Annotated in this window: 3 protein-coding genes; 1 reads left to right on the forward strand and 2 read right to left on the reverse strand. The window is 49.7% G+C overall.

Annotated elements, in window-relative coordinates:
- Positions 1–259: 259 nt before the first annotated feature.
- Together WBV75_RS12705 and WBV75_RS12710 are read right to left on the reverse strand one after the other, a co-directional pair.
- A complete protein-coding gene (locus WBV75_RS12705) occupies positions 260–1,534 on the reverse strand; it encodes a DEAD/DEAH box helicase (RefSeq protein WP_424120960.1) in 1,275 nt (424 codons plus the stop codon).
- A 192-nt stretch (positions 1,535–1,726) separates the two neighbouring features.
- Complete coding sequence (locus tag WBV75_RS12710; RefSeq protein ID WP_424120961.1) at positions 1,727–2,047, reverse strand: septal ring lytic transglycosylase RlpA family protein; 321 nt, start codon at positions 2,045–2,047, stop codon at positions 1,727–1,729.
- A gap of 361 nt (positions 2,048–2,408) precedes the next feature.
- Here WBV75_RS12710 and WBV75_RS12715 point away from each other — a divergent pair.
- Positions 2,409–3,982, forward strand: a 1,574-nt coding sequence (locus WBV75_RS12715) for a WD40/YVTN/BNR-like repeat-containing protein (RefSeq protein ID WP_424120962.1), incomplete at its 3' end; no start/stop codon positions are given.

The following is a 3,982-nucleotide window of genomic DNA, read 5'->3' on the forward strand; positions in this document are numbered from 1 at the left end:
TGCTTTTCTTTCTATTCAGTTCAGGGATCATTGGTTTTATATCGATGATCGGGACATGGCCTCAAAAAACACCTTCGCCATAATTCAAATCCTGTTCAGCATGGCCAATAGCGGCAGTGGCGCAGTAGGCCCCCTTATTTCGATAGGAAACTGATAAGAATGTGCAGTATTGGAGATCGATTCCAGGTCTGTCCAATACCCTTCATAGTCCTTAGGATTCCCCGACACTAAAGGGAAGGAAAATTTTATCCCGGTATACTTATCGCTTATTTCGCTTATATCCCCTGCCGGTGTCCCGGTTTCCCTTGTTTTTCCGTCGCGACTCAAAGTATTCCTGTCTCTTGCGCGCTTTCTCTTTTTCGAAGGCCCGCTTTTCTTCTGCGGTCATCGGGCTGTCTGTCTGGGGGAACGGATGGTCCTCGACGCGTTCAATCCTTTGATCGATTAGTTTTTCAATAGAACGGATGTACTCGTTTTCTTCCGGCTCACAGAGGGAAATGGAAATACCCTCCTCCCCTGCTCTCCCGGAACGCCCAATACGGTGGACATAGGTCTCCGGTTCATTGGGAATATCGTAGTTCACAACATAACGGAGCTGGTCAATGTCGATTCCCCGAGAGGCAATATCAGTTGCCACCAACACCCGGACCCTTCCTTCTTTAAAGTCCTTTAGCGCCTTTTGCCTTTGGTTCTGGGACTTGTTTCCGTGGATCGCCGCGGCTCCGATATGCTTCTTACCCAGATTTTTGCAAATCCGGTCCGCCCCGTGTTTTGTTCTTGAAAAGAGTAGCACCTGATCCATTTCCGGATCCTTTAGTATATGGAACAGCAATTCCGGTTTACTGGATTTATTGGTCAGGTAAAGGTATTGTTGAATTGTCTCAGCTGTTGAGGAGACGGGACTCACTGCAATCTTTACCGGATCGGTAAGGATCTTGCGGGAAAGGGACACAATTGTATCCGGCATGGTTGCGGAAAAGAAAAGGGACTGCCGCTGCCTGGGCAGTTCAGCGAGCACTTTCCGAATGTCGTGGATAAAACCCATATCCAGCATCCGGTCCGCTTCGTCAAGGACAAAATACTCGATAGTATCCAGGTGGATGTAGCCCTGATTCATAAGGTCGAGAAGACGACCTGGGGTGGCTACTAATATATCTACCCCCCTGCGTAACGCCTGGGTTTGCTTGTTCTGGTTGACCCCGCCAAAAATGACAGTGTTTCTGATTTTTGTGTGGCGTCCATAAGCATTGAGGCTCTCTCCAATCTGTATCGCGAGTTCTCGTGTGGGTGTCAGGATAAGCGCGCGGATCGGACGCAGCCCGCGCGGCGGGGGTGGCCCGGAGACCAAATGCTGCAGGATCGGGATCGCAAATGCGGCTGTTTTACCTGTACCGGTCTGTGCGCTGGCCAGAATATCCCTTCCTTTCAGCAGATATGGTATCGCCTGTACCTGAATAGGTGTGGGCGCTACATAATTTTCATCCTTTAGCGCCTGTTGTATCGGCGCTATCAATTCCAGTTGTTCAAATGTCATCAAATTATCGTTGTGATTCCATCTGAGCTAATGTCCGGAACCTGGTTATATAAATTTTCAAGGGGCAAAAGTAGGTGATTCGCAAGGAGGAAGCCGCACAAAGGTCATTTATATTCACACAAACGCCCGGATCTGTGATTGCCAGTAATGCTTATGGCTATAGTCTTAACCTTGCAGGGCTGCGTGGATGGCCTAAGGCGTTTGATCCCTTTTAACAGCATTTCGAATCTGGCCTGCATCATCCAGCAAGTCGAGTCGTACCTCGGCCAGTCCATCGTCCACAAAGTCGAGCCGTGTGGCCGCAGCCAAGGATACATCGAGGATTCGACCTTCCACAAAAGGCCCCCGGTCTGTTATACGCACGACCGCGACCTTGCCATTCCCCAGGTTTGTGACCCGGACCCGGGTATCAAAAGGCAGTGTGCGATGTGCTGCCGTCATCTTGGAATTCGAGAATATTTCCCCGTTTGCGGTAAGCTTGCCTTCAAAAGAATCACTGTAAAAAGAAGCCATCCCTGTCTGGAAGGGCGGCGGGGATTTCTTGCAACTGGAAATTACCAAAAACAAGAGAGTAGCAGTCAACAAGCCAGGTTTCGCAGTCACTTTACAGTCCTTTAGTTTTCTGTGATAAGCCATAAGGTCTACCCTAAAGATACCTCAATTGAAGGATACCTCAGCGACTCTTAGGCTTTTCCCCTGATTTTTATCTCCAATTGACACAGATTCCTTTATATCTGTAACCTTGGCTTATGCACCCAAACTGGCTGTGTTTAAGCGAGCATAGCTCCCTGTTATAGTCATCGTCTTAACATCCCTTTAAGAAACCAAAAACCCGATTTTGCTACCTTTAGCCGCAAACTAATTAAAACGTTTTATGAAGCGATTTCTTCCCCTGCTGATGCTCCTTGTATCAGCTTCTCTGTTCCCCCAAAATTTTAATATGAAACTCGCCGGCGACCTCAAGCCTCGAAATATTGGGCCAGGAGGGATGAGTGGCCGTGTCACGGCTGTTGACGTGGTCACCAGTGAGCCGGATATCATGTATGTAGGCACGGCCTCAGGAGGTTTATGGAAGTCAACCTCCGGCGGCATTAAATGGGTTCCTATTTTCGATAATGAATCAACGTCTTCCATTGGGGCTGTGGCGGTACATCAGGCCAATCCCTCCGTCGTATGGGTTGGGACGGGAGAAGGAAACCCAAGGAATTCCCTCAACGGAGGTTCCGGGGTATACCGCTCCCTGGATGCAGGGCGAAGCTGGGAGCTCATGGGGTTGGAAGAAACACGTCATATCCATCGAATTATCATAGACCCGAATGATCCCAATACAGTATACGTGGGGGCCATAGGCTCTCCCTGGGGCGAACACCCCGAACGCGGACTATATAAAACGACCGATGCCGGGCAGACCTGGGAAAAAATTCTATTTGCAAACAACAAAACCGGGGTGGCCGATATGGTCATGGATCCGACGAACCCCAACAAATTGCTGGTTGCGCTTTGGGAACACAAGCGGGACCCCTGGTTCTTTAAATCCGGTGGGGAGGGCAGCGGGCTCCACATGACACATGACGGAGGTAAAACCTGGAAAGCCCTGGGTGAAAAGGACGGGCTTCCCAAAGGAGATCTTGGAAGGATCGGACTCGCCATCGCTCCGGGTAATCCGGAAATCATCTATGCACTTATAGAGTCCAAAAAAAATGCACTTTACAAATCTCAGGACGGGGGATTTACCTGGAAAAAGATCAACGATAAGAGCGATATCGGGGACCGCCCTTTTTATTACTCCGACATCTTTGTCGATCCGCAGAATGAAAATCGGGTCTATTCCGTATTTACCTATGTGAACGTATCGGAGGATGGAGGGAAGAATTTTGAACAGCTCATGCCGGCGTACGGGGCAGATAATGGCGTCCACCCGGATCACCATGCCTGGTGGATCCATCCCGATGACGGGAAGTTTATGATCGACGGGAATGATGGAGGACTTAATATTACCCGTGACGGCGGACGCACCTGGCGTTTTATAGGGAACCTGCCTGTTGGGCAGTTCTACCATATCAGTGTGGATAACGAATTTCCTTACAATGTCTATGGGGGCATGCAGGACAATGGATCCTGGAGGGGGCCGGCATACGTATGGCGCGCCCAGGGAATTCGCAATTCCTACTGGCAGGAAATCGCTTTTGGAGATGGTTTTGACGTTGTACCCGATTTAGAGGATTCCCGTTACGGATACGCCATGAGCCAGCAGGGCTTTGTACGGCGATACGACTGGATGACCGGGAACGATTACAGTGTACGACCAACACCTCCGGATGCTGATACAGAATTGAGGTTCAATTGGAATGCCGGAATCGGACAGGACCCCTTTGATTCAAAAACAGTGTATTTCGGAAGTCAGTTTGTCCATAAGAGCACGGATAAGGGCCTGACCTGGGAAGTGAT

This window comes from Robiginitalea sp. (genome assembly GCF_049588695.1).
Classification (GTDB): Bacteria; Bacteroidota; Bacteroidia; order Flavobacteriales; family Flavobacteriaceae; genus Robiginitalea.